18 protein-coding genes and 1 tRNA gene are annotated in these 18,820 nt (G+C 57.2%); 15 read left to right on the plus strand and 4 right to left on the minus strand.

The features are described from left to right. The first annotated feature begins 137 nt into the window (after positions 1 to 137). From KBF66_RS14830 to KBF66_RS14865, 8 genes are all read left to right on the plus strand, one after another. Positions 138 to 581, plus strand: coding sequence for a CoA-binding protein (locus KBF66_RS14830; RefSeq protein ID WP_296658645.1), 444 nt, complete (start codon positions 138 to 140; stop codon positions 579 to 581). Between the two features lie 26 nt (positions 582 to 607). Then, entirely contained in the window at positions 608 to 1,366 is a 759-nt protein-coding gene (locus KBF66_RS14835; protein ID WP_296658704.1) for a spermidine synthase, read from the plus strand. Continuing rightward, positions 1,363 to 3,150: a type II/IV secretion system protein gene (locus KBF66_RS14840; RefSeq protein WP_296658648.1), complete on the plus strand. Its 1,788-nt coding sequence runs from the start codon at positions 1,363 to 1,365 to the stop codon at positions 3,148 to 3,150. Before KBF66_RS14835 ends, KBF66_RS14840 begins: the two co-directional genes overlap by 4 nt. Continuing rightward, positions 3,150 to 3,650 (plus strand): tripartite tricarboxylate transporter TctB family protein, encoded by a 501-nt coding sequence (locus KBF66_RS14845; RefSeq protein ID WP_296658653.1) that lies wholly within the window; start codon positions 3,150 to 3,152, stop codon positions 3,648 to 3,650. Before KBF66_RS14840 ends, KBF66_RS14845 begins: the two co-directional genes overlap by 1 nt. Before the next feature lie 19 nt (positions 3,651 to 3,669). After that, a complete protein-coding gene (locus KBF66_RS14850) occupies positions 3,670 to 5,181 on the plus strand; it encodes a tripartite tricarboxylate transporter permease (protein WP_296658658.1) in 1,512 nt (503 codons plus the stop codon). A 23-nt stretch (positions 5,182 to 5,204) separates the two neighbouring features. Continuing rightward, positions 5,205 to 6,116: a DMT family transporter gene (locus KBF66_RS14855; protein WP_296658662.1), complete on the plus strand. Its 912-nt coding sequence runs from the start codon at positions 5,205 to 5,207 to the stop codon at positions 6,114 to 6,116. Positions 6,117 to 6,188: 72 nt separating this feature from the next. Continuing rightward, positions 6,189 to 7,082 carry an adenylate/guanylate cyclase domain-containing protein gene (locus tag KBF66_RS14860; protein ID WP_296658666.1) on the plus strand — a complete coding sequence of 298 codons (894 nt, stop codon included), beginning with the start codon at positions 6,189 to 6,191 and terminating at the stop codon, positions 7,080 to 7,082. A 16-nt stretch (positions 7,083 to 7,098) separates the two neighbouring features. Next, complete coding sequence (locus KBF66_RS14865; protein ID WP_296658670.1) at positions 7,099 to 7,581, plus strand: rhodanese-like domain-containing protein; 483 nt, start codon at positions 7,099 to 7,101, stop codon at positions 7,579 to 7,581. Between the two features lie 10 nt (positions 7,582 to 7,591). On the opposite strand, the gene KBF66_RS14870 is transcribed toward KBF66_RS14865, so the two are convergent. Genes KBF66_RS14870 through lptF form a run of 4 tightly spaced genes read right to left on the minus strand, consistent with a single transcriptional unit; the run spans position 7,592 to position 11,381 of the window. Further along, positions 7,592 to 8,743, minus strand: coding sequence for a pyridoxal phosphate-dependent aminotransferase (locus KBF66_RS14870; protein WP_296658673.1), 1,152 nt, complete (start codon positions 8,741 to 8,743; stop codon positions 7,592 to 7,594). An 18-nt stretch (positions 8,744 to 8,761) separates the two neighbouring features. Beyond that, positions 8,762 to 9,139, minus strand: a complete 378-nt coding sequence (locus KBF66_RS14875) for a CbiX/SirB N-terminal domain-containing protein (protein ID WP_296658676.1) — start codon at positions 9,137 to 9,139, stop codon at positions 8,762 to 8,764. Between the two features lie 47 nt (positions 9,140 to 9,186). Then, positions 9,187 to 10,293 carry an LPS export ABC transporter permease LptG gene (gene lptG, locus KBF66_RS14880; RefSeq protein ID WP_296658681.1) on the minus strand — a complete coding sequence of 369 codons (1,107 nt, stop codon included), beginning with the start codon at positions 10,291 to 10,293 and terminating at the stop codon, positions 9,187 to 9,189. Then, a complete protein-coding gene (lptF, locus tag KBF66_RS14885) occupies positions 10,290 to 11,381 on the minus strand; it encodes an LPS export ABC transporter permease LptF (protein WP_296658684.1) in 1,092 nt (363 codons plus the stop codon). The genes lptG and lptF overlap by 4 nt, the downstream gene beginning before the upstream one ends. Before the next feature lie 24 nt (positions 11,382 to 11,405). Here lptF and KBF66_RS14890 point away from each other — a divergent pair, with 24 nt between their 5' ends. The 7 genes from KBF66_RS14890 (at position 11,406) to traI (ending at position 18,278) form a co-directional block, all read left to right on the plus strand. Beyond that, positions 11,406 to 12,845, plus strand: a complete 1,440-nt coding sequence (locus KBF66_RS14890) for a leucyl aminopeptidase (protein ID WP_296658687.1) — start codon at positions 11,406 to 11,408, stop codon at positions 12,843 to 12,845. A gap of 10 nt (positions 12,846 to 12,855) precedes the next feature. Next, positions 12,856 to 13,287, plus strand: coding sequence for a DNA polymerase III subunit chi (locus KBF66_RS14895; protein ID WP_296658690.1), 432 nt, complete (start codon positions 12,856 to 12,858; stop codon positions 13,285 to 13,287). Then, entirely contained in the window at positions 13,284 to 13,595 is a 312-nt protein-coding gene (locus tag KBF66_RS14900; RefSeq protein ID WP_296658692.1) for a hypothetical protein, read from the plus strand. Before KBF66_RS14895 ends, KBF66_RS14900 begins: the two co-directional genes overlap by 4 nt. Before the next feature lie 123 nt (positions 13,596 to 13,718). Continuing rightward, positions 13,719 to 14,849: a branched-chain amino acid ABC transporter substrate-binding protein gene (locus tag KBF66_RS14905; RefSeq protein ID WP_296658696.1), complete on the plus strand. Its 1,131-nt coding sequence runs from the start codon at positions 13,719 to 13,721 to the stop codon at positions 14,847 to 14,849. Positions 14,850 to 14,955: 106 nt separating this feature from the next. Beyond that, positions 14,956 to 15,045 (plus strand) — tRNA-Ser (locus tag KBF66_RS14910). A gap of 994 nt (positions 15,046 to 16,039) precedes the next feature. Then, positions 16,040 to 16,384 (plus strand): ribbon-helix-helix protein, CopG family, encoded by a 345-nt coding sequence (locus tag KBF66_RS14915; protein ID WP_296658699.1) that lies wholly within the window; start codon positions 16,040 to 16,042, stop codon positions 16,382 to 16,384. Then, positions 16,374 to 18,278, plus strand: a complete 1,905-nt coding sequence (gene traI, locus KBF66_RS14920; protein ID WP_296658701.1) for a TraI/MobA(P) family conjugative relaxase — start codon at positions 16,374 to 16,376, stop codon at positions 18,276 to 18,278. The genes KBF66_RS14915 and traI overlap by 11 nt, the downstream gene beginning before the upstream one ends. Positions 18,279 to 18,820 lie beyond the last annotated feature (542 nt).

Consider the following 18,820-nt stretch of genomic DNA (forward strand, 5'->3'; position numbering starts at 1 on the left):
TTCTACCATTGAACTACACCCGCGTTGCTCACGCTTTTCCGGTTGCAGAGTATAGAGCCATTGTTTTCCAGGCTGACCGGCTGAGCGGAGAGCACCAGCGCGTAAGATGGCGTTTTGCCCACTGATCAAGATCAATCATGACCAATTCTCAAGCGCAAACCCTGACCGAACCACAGGCGATCGCACACATCCTGCAAAATTGCCGGACCGTCGCCATGGTCGGTCTATCACCCAAGGCACACCGCGAAAGTTATCACGTCGCGGCCTATATGCAGGCTCATGGCTGGCGCATTGTGCCGGTCAACCCGGTGGCCGCGGCCAGTGCAGAGCCCATTTTGGGGGAGAAGGTTTATGCCACGCTGGCGGATGCGGCGCTGCATGAGAACATTGATTTGGTCGACGTGTTTCGCAACAGCGAAGATGTGCCGCCGGTGGTGGATGAGGCCATTGCCCTGCAATTGCCGGCCATCTGGCTGCAACTGGGCATATCCAATGACGCGGCTCTGGCCAGGGCGCAGGCCGCCGGACTGGTGGCAGTGCAGGATCGTTGTCTGAAGATTGAACTGGCGCGTCTGGGTTGAGCGGGCCGATTGGGGATAATTTGCGCATCTTGAAAAAACGATCTCAACTGCCCGAGCCCAATTTCTCTGACGACGGCCCGGTCCGGCATCTGCATCTGGGTACCCCCTGGATTCAGGGTTCGATGTATTTGGCAGATTCGATCGGACTCGTTCACGAGTACATCCAGCGCATGATGGCCTGGTTGCTGTTTGTTGAAGCCGATTCGGTGCAAGACCGCCGTGCCATGCAGCTTGGCTTGGGGGCCGGATCGCTGACCAAGTTCTGCCACAAGGAACTGCGCATGGCTAACACCTTGGCCATCGAACTGAATCCGCAGGTGCTGGTGGCTTGTCGCCATGGGTTCAAGTTGCCGGATGATCGCCCGGATTTGCAGGTGGTGCTGGCCGACGCCGCTCAAGAGATACTGAAGCCTGTTTACTGGGGCACCGTCGATGCGCTGCAGGTGGATTTGTACGATCACGAGGCGGCTGCCCCCGTGCTTGACAGCCTGCCGTTCTACAACCATTGCCGGCGTCTGCTCACGGCGTCGGGGGTGATGACAGTGAATCTGTTTGGCCGCGCGTCAAGTTTCGAGCGCAGTGTGGAGAAGATTTCTGCGGCATTTGGCAAGGATGCGGTGTGGTCGTTCCGGCCAACCCGCGAAGGCAACACCGTGGTGCTGGCGCAGCACACCCCGATGCGACCCAAACGCGAACTGATGATGGCACGCGCAGCGCTGATCGAGTCCCGTTGGGGTTTGCCCGCCGATAAATGGGTGCGGGTTGTCAAACCACTGATGTCATGAGTCACAACACCAACCCCAAACCACCCGTTACTCCGTCACAGCGTGGACCACTCGATTGGCGCAGCCTGGTCCAATGGTTGCAGGCCGACGGCGTGATCAGTCCGCAGGAGTCCACCCGCATCGTCAACCGCTGTGCGCAGGCCGAGAGCGCGCAGCATCCGCTGGTGCGCCTGGCCGCCGTGGCGGTGCGCCGTGCCAGTGACGACAAACCCATGGATCTGGAGTTGTTGACGCAGTGGCTGGCCGTGCGCACCGGACTGGCGTACCTGCGTATCGACCCGCTCAAGGTGGATGTCAGCAAGGTGGCCGACACCATGAGCCCGGCCTATGCTGAGCGGCACAAGATTTTGCCGGTGCAGGTCACAGCGCATGAGGTGGTGGTGGCCACCGCCGAGCCGTTTTTGACCGATTGGGTGGCCGAGGTGGAGCGTCAGTCGCGCCGCAGTGTGCGCCGTGTGGTCGCTAATCCGCAGGATATTCACCGGTACACCGTCGAGTTTTTTGCTCTGGCCAAGTCGGTTCGCGCGGCGGCCAAGGCGGGCAATAACGCGGGCTCGAGCTTTGAGCAATTGGTGGAATTGGGCAAGAGCAATCGCCAGCTTGACGCCAATGACCAAAGTGTGGTGCAGGTGGTGGACTGGTTGTGGCAATATGCGTTTGACCAGCGTGCCAGCGACATCCACCTGGAGCCTCGGCGCGAGCAGGGCGTGATCCGCTTTCGCATCGACGGTGTTCTGCACCCGGTCTACCAGATGCCCATGGGGGTGCTGGCAGCCATGACGGCGCGCATCAAGCTGCTGGGCCGGATGGACGTGGTGGAAAAACGCCGTCCGCAAGACGGGCGCATCAAGACCCGCAACCCCAGTGGGGACGAGATAGAGATGCGGATCTCGACACTGCCGACCGCCTTTGGCGAAAAAATGGTGATGCGTATTTTTGACCCTGAAACCACGGTCAAGGACCTGGATGCGCTGGGCTTTTCGGCGCACGACGCGCAGCGCTGGGAGGCGCTGGTCAAACGCCCCAATGGCATTATTCTGGTCACCGGCCCCACCGGCTCGGGCAAGACCACCACCTTGTATTCGACCCTCAAACGTGTGGCCACCGAAGAGGTCAACGTCAGCACGGTCGAAGACCCGATCGAGATGATCGAGCCAGCGTTCAATCAGACCCAGGTGCAGCCGCAGCTGGATTTCGGTTTTCCGGAAGGGTTGCGGGCCCTGATGCGGCAGGACCCGGACATCATCATGGTGGGTGAAATCCGCGACCAGGCCACCGCCGAGATGGCGGTGCAGGCTGCGCTCACCGGGCATCTGGTGTTTTCCACCCTGCACACCAACGATGCGCCAAGCGCGGTGACGCGGATGCTTGAACTCGGTGTGCCCTCGTACCTGATCAACGCCACCCTGCTGGGGGTACTGGCCCAGCGGCTGGTGCGCACGCTGTGCCCGCAATGCAAAGTGCCCGACGAGGCAGCATCACGCGATGCACTGGCTGAGGTTGTCAAACCCTGGCAGCTCAGTGGTGCCTACAAGCCCTTCAAGGCGGTGGGTTGTGTGGATTGCCGTATGACCGGCTTTATGGGACGCATGGGCTTGTATGAGCTGTTGGTGGCCTCTGAAGCGTTCAAGAATCTGATCACCAAGGAGCCCAGTGCCGATGCGTTGAAACGCCAGGCCATGACCGACGGGATGCGCCCCTTGCGCCTGGCTGGCGCCCTGCGTGTGGCCGAAGGACTGACGGTGCTTGAGGAGGTACTGTCGTCCACCCCGCCGCTGCAGTGATGGCCGACCCTTTTCGCGTGATCCGCCAGCAGGACTTTCTGGCCGGACTGCTGTTCACTCTGGTCGGCGGTGCGTTTGCCTGGGTCGCATCCAGCTACCCGCTGGGCAACAGCGGCCGCATGGGGCCAGGTTTTTTCCCGCTGCTGCTGGGGGCGATGCTGGCGCTGTTGGGAAACATATTGATGCTCCGGACGGCCTTGCGGTCTTCAACTCGACCAAAGTCGAGCGGAGCGTGGGCACTGCGGCCTTTGTTCTTCATTCTTGCGGCCAATCTGGTCTTTGGCGTTGCGCTGGGTGGCATCCCGCCACTGGGTGTGCCACCGGTGGGTTTTGTGGTCGGCGTGTATCTGCTGACGGTTGTGGCCAGCCTAGCGGGCGAACGTTTTCAGCTGGGTGAGACCGTCTTGCTGGCCACCGCCCTGGCAGCGTTGAGTTATGTGGCCTTTGTGCTGCTGCTCAGGCTGCAGTTTCCGGTGTGGCCGTCCTTTCTGCTGGACTGATTCGCAGGGGCGCACCAGAATGGAGCTGCTCGCACATTTGTCCATGGGTTTTGGTGTGGCGTTTACGCCGTTGAATCTGGTGTATGCGTTTGCCGGTTGTTTGCTGGGTACGCTGATCGGGGTGTTACCAGGCATCGGGCCATTGGCGACCATCGCCATGTTGTTGCCGGCCACCTACGCCTTGCCGCCAGTGTCGGCGCTGATCATGCTGGCAGGGATTTACTACGGGGCGCAATACGGGGGCTCAACCACGGCGATCCTGGTCAACCTGCCGGGTGAGGCCAGTTCGGTCGTCACGGTCATCGATGGCTATCAGATGGCGCGACGGGGTCGCGCGGGGCCGGCATTGGCGGCGGCCGGTCTGGGCTCCTTCTTTGCCGGTTGTGTGGGCACGCTGGTGCTGGCGGCTTTTGCCGTGCCGCTGATCGAACTGGCCTTTGTGTTCGGGCCGGCAGAGTACTGTGCGCTGATGGTGCTCGGGCTGGTCGGCGCAGTGGTATTGGCCTCGGGTGATTTGCTCAAGGCCATTGGCATGGTGTTGCTGGGATTGCTGCTGGGACTGGTTGGCACCGATGTGAACTCGGGCATGGTTCGCTTCAGCTTTGATGTGGCCGAACTCAGTGATGGCATTGGGTTCATCGTGATTGCCATGGGTGTCTTTGGCTACGCCGAGATCATCCACAATCTGGGCAATGGTTCGCAGCAGCGGCAATTGACCACCACTCGGGTCCAGGGCTTGTGGCCCAGTCGAGTCGACTTCAGGCGCATGTTGCCTGCCGTTTTACGTGGCACCGGTTTGGGCGCTGTGTTGGGTCTATTGCCGGGCGGTGGTGCTGTGATGGCGGCATTTGCCGCTTACACGGTGGAGAAGAGAACACGCTTGCAGCCTGGGGAAACGCCCTTTGGCCAAGGCAATATCCGCGGCGTGGCCGCGCCCGAAGCCGCCAACAATGCGGCCTCGCAGACTTCTTTCATTCCTTTGCTGACGTTGGGCATCCCCTCCAATGCGGTGATGGCGCTGATGGTTGGCGCCATGACCATCCACAATATCCAGCCGGGACCGCAGGTGATGAGCAGCAACCCCGAGCTGTTTTGGGGCCTGATTGCCTCGATGTGGATTGGCAATGCCATGTTGCTGGTGTTGAACCTGCCTCTGATTGGCATCTGGGTCAAGTTGCTGTCGGTGCCTTACCGCTGGCTGTTTCCGGCCATTGTGCTGTTTTGTGCGGTCGGTGTGTATTCAACCAACAACAACGTCTGGGACATCTGGATGGTGGCGCTCTTTGGCGCGGCGGGGTATGTGTTGATCAAGCTGGGTATGGAGCCGGCTCCGCTGTTGCTGGGTTTTATTCTGGGACCGATGCTGGAGGAGCACCTGCGCCGTGCCTTGTTGTTGTCGCGTGGCGACTGGACTGTGTTTGTCTCGCGACCCTTGTCGGCCATCTTGCTGCTGGCGGCACTGATATTGCTGGGTTTGGTGCTGCTGCCTGAAGTGCGGCGCAAGCGGGAACAGACCTTTGTTGAAAATTAATACAAACTTGCTTTCAAGCGCTTATGCATAAAGGGTTCGCAGCTCCTAACCATGTAGTGCCCGGATTGATTTTGGCGACACTGGGTGCGGTTGCCTTCAGTGGCAAGGCCATCATTGTCAAGCTGGCATACCGTCATGGCGTGGATGCTGTGACTCTGATCATGTACCGAATGTTGTTTGCCTTGCCGTTTTTTGCGTTGATGGCCTGGTGGGCAAGCCGGGGTAAAGCGGCGATGACGCGACACGACTGGTGGGGGGTGCTCGGGCTGGGCTTCAGCGGCTATTACCTGGCCAGTTTTCTCGACTTTGCCGGGCTGGCCTACATCAGTGCGTCTCTGGAGCGACTGATCCTGTATCTCAATCCGACGCTGGTTTTGCTGCTGGGCCTGGTATTGTTCAAGCGCCATATCACGCGCCGTCAAATGCTGGGCATGGCGATCAGCTATTGCGGCGTGTTGCTGGTATTTGGCCACGAGATTCAGCTTGAAGGTGCCGATGCCGCCTTGGGTACCTTGCTGGTCTTTTTGAGTGCCGTGAGTTACGCGGTTTACCTGAGTTTCAGCGGCGAGTTGGTGCAACGCCTTGGCTCTTTGCGGTTGGTGGGGTGGGCGACCACCGCCGCTTGTCTGCTGTGCATTGGGCAGTTTGTGCTGTTGCGGCCCTTGAGCGCAGCCGTGGTGGTGCCTGAAGTGCTGTGGCTGTCCCTGTTGAATGCCACTTTGTGCACCGCGCTGCCGGTGTTGATGGTGATGATGGCGATTGAGCGCATCGGTGCCAGCCTGGCGGCACAAACCGGTATGGTTGGCCCGATGTCTACCATCCTGATGGGAACTCTGTTACTGGATGAGCCATTTACCGGCTGGGTGGCGTTCGGAACCTTGTTCGTGGTGGCCGGTATTTACCTGTTCACCACTGCGGGCAGAACACAACACTGAGGGCGCAAGACGCAATTTCAGGCAGAGTGTGCCTGATTTCGATTAAAGTGCCGGAACTTCAACAGGTTTTGCATGAAATCTTCTGGTGGTTCTGTCGCGGTGATGTTTGCGGATTTGGCTGGTAGCACCCGCCTTTATGACGTTTTTGGCGACGCCAGAGCCAAGCAACTGGTGGACGAGTGCCTCGATTTGATGCGCGCCGTGGTGGCGCGCTGCGATGGTGAAGTGATCAAGACCATTGGTGATGAACTGATGTGTGTCTTGCCCGACGCTGAAAAAGCCTGGCGCGCCGCCGTGGATATCCAGCTCAGGGTATCGGACCTGCCTCAGGTGGAGGGGCATCGGCGCAGTATCCGCATCGGCTTTCACGTCGGATTTGTCATCCGCACCAGCAGCGATGTGTTTGGAGACACGGTCAACATGGCTGCGCGCATGACGGGCCTGGCCAAAGGTGGACAAATCATGGCCACCTGCGCCACGGTGATGCAACTGCCCAAGATTTTGCGCACCGCCACCCGCAAGATCGCTGCACTTTCCATCAAAGGTAAAGAAGACAGCGTTGCGGTGTGTGAAATCATCTGGCAGACCAATGACGACCTCACCATGGCAACACCCTCTGTTGCGGTGATGCAACGTCAGGTGCAGTTGAACCTGACCTTTCGTGGTGATACTTATTTCATGAACCTGCTTTGTCCGCGCATCATGATGGGGCGCGACCTGTCTTGCAATTTCGTCGTCTCCGACAAAATGGCCTCGCGGCAACACGCTTTTATCGAACTGCGCCAGGAAAAGTTTTTCCTCACCGACCAAAGCACCAATGGCACCTTTGTGCACCAGGACGGTGAGGCGGAGCTGGTGCTGCGCCGCGAAGAAATGATGTTGCAGGGCACCGGCAGCATTGGTTTTGGCCGCAGCGTCGAGTTTGCCGATGGCGAGCTGGTGCGTTTCGGTGTGGTGGAGGCCTGAGTTTCAGCGGGGCAAAATGACATTCAAGAACTTCTCAACGCTGGTCGCCGATACGCTGCCGCACATTCAGGAACTGATGCCCTGGGACGTTCAGGCTTTGCAGCAAGAGAAACCGCAAACTCTGCTGATCGACATTCGGGAGCAGGCCGAGTTTGATGCGGCTCACATTGCCGGATCGCTGTTGGTACCACGGGGCATTTTGGAGTCAGCGTGTGATTGGGGTTATGCCGACACCGTGCCGGCTCTGGCAACCGCCCGGGACCAGCCGGTGGTGCTGGTCTGCCGTTCCGGTAACCGCACCGCTCTGGCGGCGTTGACGCTGCAACAAATGGGTTTTACCGCGGTCTACTCGATGAAAACCGGTGTACGTGGCTGGAACGACTACGAACTGCCGCTGTTTGACGCCAACCATCAGGCGGTGGATATTGAGCTGGCCGACGCCTTGTTGAACCCGCCGCTTCGCCCTGAACAGATGCCGCCCAAAAAAGCGGCCGGATGAGCCCTGTTTCTTAAAGTTGCTGCAGCTTTTGCAAGGCCAGGTCCAAGGTCTCGGTTTTCTTGGCGAAGCAAAATCGGATCACTTGCTGGTCAAACCCGTTGGCATAAAACGCTGACAACGGAATGGCCGCCACTCCCACCTCGGCGGTCAACCATTGGCAAAACTCGGCTTCACCAAGGGTGTTGATGCGGGACGTACTGACGCACTGAAAGTAGGTGCCTTCACAGGGCAACAATTCAAACCGGGTGTGTTTCAAGCCGGCACGAAACAGGTCACGCTTTTGCTGGTAAAAATCCGGTAGCGTCAGGTAGGGTGCGGTCTGGGTCAGGAACTCTGCCAGCGCGTACTGCATCGGGGTATTGACAGTGAATACGTTGAACTGGTGGATTTTGCGGAATTCACTCATCAACGCGGCGGGTGCTGCCACATAACCGACCTTCCAGCCCGTCACATGGTAAGTCTTGCCAAAACTGGACACCACAAAGGCTCGTTCGGCCAGCCCGGCAAACCGGGCCGCGCTTTGATGCTGCTGCTGATCAAACACCATGTGTTCGTACACCTCGTCACTGATCAGGATGACATTGGTGGGAGCGAGCAGGGCCTCAAGGGCTTGCATATCTGCGGCAGACCAGACGGTGCCGCTGGGGTTGTGTGGTGAATTGATGACGATGGCGCGTGTGCGGGGCGACATGGCCGCCGCGATCTTTTCAAAGTCCGGCCGGAAACTGCCAGGGGTCAATGGCACCCGCACCACGGTGCCACCGGCCAGTGCGATGTTGGGCTGGTAGCTGTCGTAACACGGTTCAAGCACGATGACTTCATCACCCGGGTGCACCAACGCAAGCACAGCGGTCAGAATGGCCTGGGTGGCACCGGCCGTGATGGTAATTTCGGTTCCAGCGCAATACCGGCGGCCATACATTGCTTCTATTTTTGATGCAACGGCGTCGCGCAGCGCGGCGACTCCGGGCATCGGCGGGTACTGGTTCAGACCTTGCTGCATGGCGCGGGTCACGGCACTGACCAAGTCCGGGTCACATGCAAAATCAGGGAAACCCTGGCCCAGGTTGACAGCCCCTTTCTCGGCCGCCAAGGCAGACATCACCGAGAAGATGGTGGTGCCCACATGGGGCAGCTTGGATTGTAGGGGCGGGCAGGGCATGGCAGAGCTTGGCCTTTCTCAGCTGCGAGTGGCACTGGCCAGCGGACTGGCAATGCGAGCCAGCAGGTCAATCACCCGGGGTTCCTCGCCAACCGACGGCTGCAGTGCAAAACAGACATCGGGGTAGTCCGCCTGAAGTTGTGTCACCAGCAGCGGCATGTCTTCACGGGCGTGTTTGCCAACACCGAGAAACATCGGAACGATGGTGATCCCGGTTGCACCGCTTTGTACCAGTTCAGCGACGGTGGTCGGCAGATCAGGTTCGGTGCGCTCCAGGAACGCACATCTGACCTGAGCGTCGGGTTCAGTGTCGCGTATGCGTTGCGCCACCTTGTCGATGGGAACACGCCAGCTTGGGTCACTGGAGCCATGACCAAACAGAACGGTTGCTTGCATGAAAGTCCTTTGGATTGAAAAATGTAAAGCCACACACCCGTATCAGGTCATCGCCGAAGAACCAGCCAGCCAAATGCGGTGAGGGACAGAGCAGAGTAGATCAAGCCCGGCAGTGCTGCTGCCAGCCAGGGTTTCCAGCTTTGCAAGTCACCAATATAACCAAAAACGTTATTCAGTAAAAAGAAACTGATACCGGCCATGACGCCACCAAACACATACGCCGTAATGCCAACCGAGCGAAAGTGCAGGTAGGCAAACGGCAAGGCCAGCACCACCATGACCAGACAACTCAATGGGTAAAACACCTTGCGCCAGAAACCGATCTCGTACTTCTGGGCCGACTGACCGTTGGTGTCCAAATGCTGGATGTACTGGAACAGGGCCAATGTGCTCATTCGATCGGGATCACGCAGCGCAGCAGACACCATCTCGGCGCTGATCTGGTTCGGCCAGCGCAGGGTCGGCAACACCACGCGGTCGACTCGGTTTGGGATACCGGCCTGCGTCGCAAACTCGGTGCGCTGCACCTGTTTGAGTTGCCATGCACCATCGTTGGCAATGACGGCTGACTCAGCCTGTGACATCGACGACAGCTGGCCCTGGTTTTGGAACTCGAAGATGCGCACCGTGCGCAGACTGCCGTCGGGCGCAATTTCGCCCACGTTCACCGCAAAATGGCTGTTGGCCTGCTTTTCTTTCAACCAGGTACCGCTTTGCCCCAGCACGATGCGCCCGGTGAACTGCGCCTTCAGCAGTTGGGCCGTGCGGTCGGCCAGCGGGGCCACATAGTCACCGACCGTAAAGGTGAGCACCACAAACCCCAGTCCGAGTGTCAGCAGCGTGCGCAGGGCGCGCCAGGGGTCCAAACCGCTGGTGCGCAAAATGGTGTACTCGGAGCTTTGTGCCAGCCGGGCCATGACAGTGATGGTCCCGATCAAGACGGTGATGGGCATCAGCTCATAGAGATGGTTGGGGATCAACAACGCCACATAGCTCAGCGCGTGCACCAGCTTGTAGCTGACGTTGCCTTGCCGACTCAGGGCCTGGAGTTCCTCGACAAAGTCAATGAAAAAAAACAGAGACAGAAAACCCAGGGTCACAAACGCCACGGCGTAGATGACTTCTCCGAAAATGAGGCGGCGCAGTGTTCTCAAGGTGTGCGCCTGCGTGCCCAGCGGGACAAGTCCCAGTTGTTGTGAACCTTGCTCAGCCACAGGACGGCCAGCACAAAAATGCCGCCATGTAAACCCAGCATGAACCGCAGTGGATCTACTTTGTCGGCAACGATCCAGCTTTGACCGAGGTTGATCAGGTTGTAGTAAGTGATGAAAGAAAACAAGGAAAACACCAGATTGACACTTTTGTTGACGCGCGGGTTGACGCTGGAGGCTGCCACGCCAATGATGACAAAGTTGATCGATGCCAGGATCAGGCCAATGCGCCACGACAGTTCGCCCAGGTTGCGGGTGGTGCCGCTTTCGATCAGTGCCATTGTGGAGAGCGTGTTGGCCGGGGCGGCACCAACCTGGTCGATCACTTTGGTGCTGACCTGAGTGCCGTAGGTTTCAAATTCACTGAGCTTCAGGTCGTGGGTGGTCAGGTTGCTCTCCAGACGCTGACCTCGGCTGAGCATCAGGAACTGGCCTTGCGGCAGTGTTTCGACGCGCCCGCTGCGCGCCGACGTCACCGTCTGCTTGCCGTTTTCGGTGCTCGCAATGAAAACATTGGATCCGGTCTTCTCCTCGGTCAGATTTTTCTCCACAAAGAACACACGACTGCCATTGGCCGAGGCCTGAAACTGTCCGGGTGTGATGCGCTGCAAGTCGTTGCGTTGCTGATACTGGCTCTTCAGGTCTTCAATACGCTGCTTGCTCCACGGCAGGACCAGCAGCGACAGCGTCGCCACGGCCAGAAAAACCGGCCAGGCAAAACGCATCAACGGCCGCAGCAGGCTGGCCAGGCCTTTGCCGCTGCAAAGCCAAATCACCATTTCACTGTCGCGGTACATTCTGGACAGACTGGCAATGATGGCGATGAACAGGCTCATGGTGAGCAGGGTTGGCAAATATGCCAAAACTGTGTAGCCCATCACCAGGGTCACGTCCGACGGGTTGAAGCTGCCGCGTGCGGCCTGACCCAGCGTGCGGATCAGCATCATGGTCATCACCACGGTGACCAGCACAATGAGCGTGGCGCCAAAGCTGCGCGACAGCTCCCGACGTAAAGAGGAATGGAATAACATTGATAACGAAGGAAAACCCTGATTATGAACTTTGAGCTTCAAACTTTGGCCCAGCTTGACCTTGTCAAGGAAAAAACCGACGCCCTTCTGGTGTTGGTCAACCGCGCTTTTTCACCCGGCAAAGATGCTTTGTCGTCCTTGATGGCGAAAGTCCTGAAATCTGGCGACCTTGGCGACAAGGCTGGCCAATTGCTCGATATTTACCAACCCCTGGGCTGGTCTTGCCGGCGACTGGTGTTGGTGCAATTGGCCGACGCGTCTGCGGCTGACATGCGCAAATCGATTGGCGCAGCGCTGACACTGCTGAAAAGCCACAAACCGCAGCACATCGTCTGCCATCTGACTTTCAAGCCTGACGCCTTGCAACTGCGCACTGCGGTGACTGCGCTGGCCGATGCCAGTTATGTCTACACCACAACCAAATCCAAGCCTGAGGGGCGTTCCATTGACCGGGTCGATCTGGTATTGACCAATGATCACGGTCTGAAGCCCGCATTTGAGCAGGCCAAGTCTGCAGTGCTGGGTATCGAGTTGGCCAAAGAGTGGGGCAACCGCCCGGCCAATCATGCGACGCCCAGCAAGCTGGCCAACGCAGCACGGGCGCTGGCCAAGTGGCCGCGCGTCAAATGCCAGGTTCTTGGCCCCAAAGAGGTCGCCAAGCTGGGCATGGGCGCGTTTGAGGCGGTGGCGCAAGGTTCAGATCAACCGTTGCGCTTCATCGAGTTGAGCTATACCGGGGCGGGCAAATCCCAGCCGCCAACGGTCTTGGTGGGCAAGGGGATCACGTTTGACAGTGGCGGCATTTCCATCAAGCCAGCGGCTGAAATGGACGAAATGAAGTTCGATATGTGTGGCGCGGCCAGTGTGCTGGGCGTGTTTCGCGCCTTGGCCGAACTGCAACCGACCATCAACGTGGTGGGCCTGATTCCGGCCTGCGAGAACCTGCCCAATGGCCGTTCAGTCAAACCTGGTGATGTGGTGACCAGTCTAAGCGGCCAAACCATTGAAATCCTCAATACCGATGCCGAGGGGCGATTGATTTTGTGCGATGCGTTGACTTATGCCGAGCGCTTCAAGCCACGTGCTGTGGTCGATATTGCAACACTGACCGGCGCGTGTGTGATTGCGCTGGGGGGGGTGCGCAGCGGCGTGTTTGCCAATGATCCGGCTTTGACTGCGCAGTTGATGGCGGCGGGCGAATCGTCGCAGGACCTGTGCTGGCCAATGCCACTGGACGATGAGTATGCGGATGGATTGAAAACCAATTTTGCCGACATCGCCAATGTGGCGGGTCGGCCCGCAGGCGCCATTACCGCCGCCAAGTTTTTGCAAAAATTTGCCGGCAAGTTTTCCTGGGCACATCTGGACATTGCGGGAACCGCCTGGAAGAGTGGGAGCGCCAAAGGTGCGACCGGGCGCCCCGTGGGACTGCTTCTGGACTATCTGATGGCGCTTGAGCAATAGGCCTTACGCTGTGACTGCCGTTGCCTTTCATTTGCCGGTGGCCGACAAGCCTGGCTATACCTGTCGACTCATTCGCAAGGCCGTGGGCAAAGGGGTCCGCCTCATGGTGACCGGTGAAGACCAGGCGCTGAAGCAGCTCGATCTGGATTTGTGGACCTTTTCCGCGGTTGATTTTGTGCCACATTGTGGGCTGGATGCGCCACAACGCATCCAGCAGCGGTCACCGGTCATTCTGTCAAGCGACGTTTCGGGTGTTGCCGATGTCACCGTACTGGTCAATCTCGGTCCCGAGATGCCGCGTGGGTTTGAGGCGTTTGAACGGGTCATCGAAGTGGTTGCGCCCGACGATGAAGAACTCAGACTGGCGCGGCTGCGCTGGAAGCGCTACCAGGCGGCTGGTTTTGAGCCGGTCAAGTTCGATTTGCAGGCTGGCTCGCCATGAACACACCCAATCAACCACTGCCCAGATTCATTCCGACTTTGACCGAAGTGGTCGACCCTCGTACCCTGACGGGTTTGGCAAAACCGGCTCAAGCTGAAACCGAGGCCATGGTGAAACGGGTCAAGCAACAGATCCAGCCGATTTTCGAGCGGCGACTGCAGGAGGAGTTTGACCGTCTGGTGCGAGCCACCGTTTCGCGTCATTGGGCTGACGTCAGCGCGAAACTTCAGGACGAGATGGAGATGTTCACCCGCCAGGCGGTGATTGACGCATTGGCCAACCCCGGCCCCGCGCGACCGCTTGAATAAGGCGAATTTATGCACTTGGATCGTGTTTCTTGGTGACTACCCTATGATGATGGCGCAAAAATTGCGTTATCGTACGCGTTGCTGAATTATCCGATTCACAATTTATTTAACTTGGAGTTGTCTATGCAGATGAAATTGAAATTGACAGTTGTAGCGGCTATCGGGGCCGCAGCTGGCGTGGCGCTGGCGCAAGATATGGTCGTGAAAATTGGTCACGTGGCTCCGATGTCGGGTGGTCAGGCGCACTACGGCAAGGACAATGAGAACGGTGTTCGCATGGCGATTGAAGACCTGAACACACAGGGCGTCACCATTGGCGGCAAAAAAATCAAGTTCGAGATCGCGGCCGAAGATGATGCAGCTGATCCAAAACAGGGCACAGCGGTTGCACAAAAACTGTGCGATGCCAAGGTCGCAGGCATTGTCGGCCACCTGAACTCAGGCACCACTATTCCAGCTTCCAAGATTTATAACGACTGCGGTATTCCGCACATCACCGGTGCAGCCACCAACCCCAACCTGACAAAGCCAGGCTACAAGACAACCTACCGCATCATCGCCAACGATCTGGCGCTGGGTGCAGGGCTGGCGTTTTATGCAGCTGATTCACTCAAGCTCAAGAAAATTGCCGTGATTGACGACCGTACCGCCTATGGTCAAGGCGTCGCCGAGGTGTTTTCGAAAGTTGCGAAAACCAAGGGCATCGAGATTGTTGACCAGCAGTTCACAACCGACAAGGCAACTGACTTCATGGCCATTTTGACGGCTATCAAGTCCAAGAAACCCGACGGTATTTTCTACGGTGGTATGGACGCCCAAGCGGGTGCCATGCTGCGCCAGATGGACCAGCTGGGTATGTCGGCCATCAAGTATTTTGGTGGCGACGGCATATGCACCACCGAAATTATCAAGATCGCCTCGGGCGCCAAGAGTCTTGATGGTGTTGTTTGCGCCGAAGGTGGATCCTCGATCGCCAAAATGCCGGGCGGTACCGCCTGGAAGGCCAAGTACGACGCCAAGTACCCGGGTCAGTTCCAGATTTACAGCCCCTACACCTACGATGCGACGTTTGTTCTGGTGGATGCAATGAAGCGTGCCAATTCGACCGATCCCAAGGTATATACCCCCAAGCTCATCGAAACCAACTACAAGGGTGTGACAGCGAGCATTGCGTTTGAACCCACTGGCGAAATGAAGAATCCGTCCATGACGTTGTCGACCTACAAAGACGGCAAGAAGATTGCTCTGAACTGATCGTTTTGATCATTCAAAGAAGCCACCCTCGGGTGGCTTTTTCTTTTTGCATAAACCTGGGATGCGCCAGAAACAGGCGCATCGCTCGGTTAAACTAGCGCGCTTCGGAGCGGTGGATGAGCGGTTTAAGTCACACGCCTGGAAAGCGTGCGGGGAGTAAAATCCCCCGGGGGTTCGAATCCCCCCTGCTCCGCCAGATAGTTTAGAAAATCCCTTGTAGATCAATGACTTACAGGGGATTTTTTTCGTCTGTACGCTTTAGGATGGGGTTTTTAATGGAAAGGAGTGTCTCGGGTTTTTCCAAAATTGCGTCGGTTTTGTGCCGGAAGTGTGCCCGTTTTGTGCCGGAACTGTGCCCGTTGCTTGCCTTTTCAGTGTGCCCGTTTTGTGCCGGTTTCTCCCGGTAGTCAATTTTTAAGCCAAATCGAGTTTTTGTTGGCGTTCAAGCCAGAAAATTTTGACGATGCTTTCAGCCCGCGCTCTATTCTTTGAACCAAGCCAATCCTGCAAAGCGCCCGGCTTGTCTTGTCCCATTCGGGTAACGATCGCTATCGCAACATCCACACGCAGCCCGGATTCAACTCATTGGGGATGTCATTCGACAACCCCAGCCGTGAGGCTAACCCATGGACGACGCTCAAACGTACTGTCAAAACAAAGTCGCTTCGCTTTGTTCGCCTTTGCCAGTCCGTTTCAGCCCAGCAGAAAGGTTCAGTCTCGTGTCCGAATGGTCACGCAAGTTTCGCAATCTTGGTCAATTCGAAAAAATTCTTTGCGAATTGCCCGAAACCCAGCCAAGCTTGCAAGGCACCCGGTTTGCCTAATGCCACCCCGACAACGATCGTTGTCGCAATATCCGAAAGGATGATTCAACTCATTGGGGATGTCATTCGACAACCCCAGCCGTGAGGCTAACCCCTGGGCGACGCTCAAACGGACTGTCAAAACAAAGTCGCTCCGCTTTGTTTGCCTTGTCAGTCCGTTTCAGCCCAACAGCCAAACTCACCACAGGCGCGCGCGTCCATACTTGCGACGCACCCGTATTGGCTATCCGCCGTCGTGGCGGATAGTCGATTGGAGATGCAAATGAAAAGAATGTCCGGCGTGGTACTGTCAATCAGCCTGTCTACCGTCGTCGTGGCGACACGGCGCGCACAACGCGGTGAACTGTCGATTAATCTTTTTTGATCATGCCGCGTTCAACGTTTTTGAAACTCAGGGTTTCGCCCGATGAAGCAGACCGCTTCAACGCGCGTGCAGCAGCGCTGGGCGTCAGTGTGTCGCAGATGATCCGCGACACCACCTTGCATGGCGCAGTTTATGTCACCGTTGACAGAGCTCAGGCTGGCTACGAATTTCGTCGTCTGGGTGCCATGCTCAAGCACCTGTACCCGGCCAGAGATATCCGCTGGACGGCAGAAGACCGAAAAAAATGGTGGGCATTGATCCATGAGCTGCGTGAGCGCGCTGACACGCTGGAAGCAACCGCCTCAGGTGGCAAGGACAGGGCAGCCGGAAGGGTCCATGCTGGCTAAGGTCATCATGCTGAAGAAGTCCTGGAAAACGGTGGCCAGCGCAGCCAACTATGTCGTTGACGACCTCAAAAAGGCAGCTGAACAACCCGAACCTGGCCACTACGGTCCAGAGGATGGCGCCAATTACCTGGCGCGCGATGGTGTGCTGGAAGCTGCATCCTTCAACATGGAGGGCCTCAACCCCACTGACCCGGATGATCGCAGGCAAATCATCAAGTGGATGGACAGCACGGCGCGGGCCTGGGCGGCAAGATCAAGAGCCCATCCCAAAACCAATCCGTTTTATCACGTAGTCCTTTCATGGAAGGCTGGCGAGCAGCCGACCGTTGACCAGGCCACGGTCGCAGCCGCCAAGGCGCTCAAAGCGGTTGGCATGGCCGACAACCAGGCATTTTTTGCGATCCACCGCGACAAAGATCACCACCACCACATTCACATCATTGCCAACCGTGTCCACCCTGAGCATTTGGTACTGACCGGGCCACCGCGCTATGACTTCCTTGTGCTGGACAAAACCTGTCGGGAGATCGAACTTGAACAGGGCTGGCAGCATGACAACGGCCCCCACGTGGTCATTGACGGTCAAATCAAGCGGCTGACGCATGCGCTGCGCCGCCAGCTTGGACTTGAAACCGACAAGTCACTTGCACCGCATGCACCTGCTGTGAAGGCGCGCATGGGGGAAGTCAAGGCAGGACTGCCCTCACTGGCCGGCTGGCTCAACAACAAGGTTGCACCAGAGCTGGTTGCAACGCAGAACTGGCAGGAGTTCCATCGCGCATGCGTCGCCAGAGGCCTGCGTGTGGTGAAAGTCAAATCCGGCTTGATTTTCGAGACCGACATGCTCGACAAGGCAACGCAAACCAAAGCGTCAGCCGTTCACTATGCACTGAGTCTGGGGCGCTTGCAAAAGCGCTTTGGTGAATACCAGCCGCCCAACATTCCCATAGGGCAGACCTCATCGACCAACCGGTCGATTGACGGAGCCACTTACAACGATTACGTTGCCCGTGTTGCCTGTGGTACTGACCCGGACTCGCAGGAATATCCCGGGTGCACCGGGCGAGGCGAACAGCGCGATCAAGCCAGAATGGATCGTGCCATTGCACGCACAGCACTCTTTGAGCAATACAAGTCAGAAAAATACACGGCTAAAGACAACCGCAAGGCCGCAAGGCTGGAGCTGCGAGAGCTTCACAAAGCAGAAAAATCTGACCTGCTCCAACAGCTTGCGGCTTCTAAAACCGGGACCCTGACCCATCTGCAAAATCAATATGGGAGCCAGGTGGCGAGACTCCTGTGGGCAGCACAGCGCACGGCGGCGATGGAAGACTTGGCAGACCGGCAAAAGCGTGAACGCCTGGCGCTTACACATGCCAACGCGATGGAATGGTTGCCGTGGCTGGAGCGGCAGGCGGCGCTAGGCAACGAAGCGGCAATCTCCGCACTTCGCGGGCTGCGCTATCGGGCCCAGCGAGACAAAACCAAACAAAAGGCAGGCATCGAGGGCGAAGACCTCGGCCATACCGCCCCTGCAGCAAGCCGGGAAAACAGCATCAGGGGCACGGTACGACCCGACGACTTCGACATCCGCACAGCCCGGCTCAGGATCACACCAGAGCACTGCATTGAATACCTTGACACCCGTGGCACGGTACGACTGACCGACAGTGGACCGCGGATCGATGTGACGCAAGTGAACGACCCACAAGCCATGCGCGCCGGGTTGCTACTGGCCTCTCAAAAATTTGGTGGTGAAGTATTCGTCACAGGGTCAGTGACGTTTCGGGAGTTGGCTGCCAAAGAAGCTCTGCAAATGGGTATCAAAGTGAAAAACCCGGAATTGGCATTTTTAACCGCTGAGAAGACATGGAATAAAGAACTGGAGTTTTGAGTTTTATATACAACATAATATCAAGTTACCAATTAACTTTATAGCCACTCTGAGTTAAAATAAATAACGACTATCATGCTACTAAAAATAATAGTGCTTCATATTTATTTCCATCTGATTACGTTAATTTCCCATGACCAACAATCGTAGAACTGCAGCAAGACGCTGGATCAATAGCGCTGTATATCGGTACGGGCAAGTGGTCTTTCATGCCAAGTGGGCTCTTTGCATCGCAGTCACTTGCCTGGTCTGGGGAGGCGCGCTCTGGTTTGGGTCGCTAGCCTGGGATCAAAAGCAAGGTGCCATCCTGGCTCTGATGGGGTTTGGCGCATGGTTGACAGTTTGCAGATTTGTTTTTCCGGTATTGTGGTTTATATCTATCGAGGTCATAAAACGGTTATTTAGATATATTAATTATCGCTTCTTGTAAAACTTTCTCCATGACCTGGAAAGGTTGAATGACGGCAATTCATATTTATTTTTCCATTAAAACAGATTATTTGGTTATTTTAAAATGATTACTTTTACGGTGGAAATGAATG

It is taken from the genome of Rhodoferax sp., from assembly GCF_018063565.1.
GTDB lineage: Bacteria > Pseudomonadota > Gammaproteobacteria > Burkholderiales > Burkholderiaceae_C > Rhodoferax.